Raw genomic sequence first — 443 nt, 5'->3', positions numbered from 1 at the left:
ATATATGGCACCAGTTGGTGTCTTTTAGCCATGAGTTTGTGTCATGGTGTGGTGGTTGAGTAAACGATTGTTTTGCTGCCACTGTTTGTTTAATCGGGTGGAGATACATCTTAACCAGAATGATGGGTTAACTAACACGTTGAAAAGTGCTTGGTGCATTGTTGGGTGTCTGGGGCATTGTTCCCTGGTTGTAACCCGCACGAGTTTGAGCAGTCAGGTTGGATGACTTCTTGGTTGTTTGGGTTGTGTGGGGTGTTGTGTGAGAACTGTATAGTGGACGCGAGCATTAAACCATGTGCTTGTTACTGTCACTTTTTGTGTGGTGGCAATGTGTGTGGTTTGTGTGATTTCTTTTGTTCTTTTGTGTTTTGTGTGTTCACACCAACACTGTTTGATTGCCATGTTTGTGGTGGTTGTTGTGTTGGTTGTGTGTTCGTTATTTA

1 protein-coding gene is annotated in these 443 nt (G+C 43.3%); it reads right to left on the bottom strand.

The features are described 5' to 3' along the window. Window positions 1-213: 213 nt before the first annotated feature. Window positions 214-443 (bottom strand): hypothetical protein (locus HMPREF2635_RS13550; protein ID WP_210401605.1); only part of this gene is annotated, 230 nt, incomplete at its 5' end.

It is taken from the genome of Corynebacterium sp. HMSC035E02, assembly GCF_001836065.1.
In the GTDB taxonomy this organism is placed as follows: Bacteria; Actinomycetota; Actinomycetes; order Mycobacteriales; family Mycobacteriaceae; genus Corynebacterium; species Corynebacterium hiratae.
This window is presented reverse-complemented; position numbering and strand designations above follow the sequence as displayed.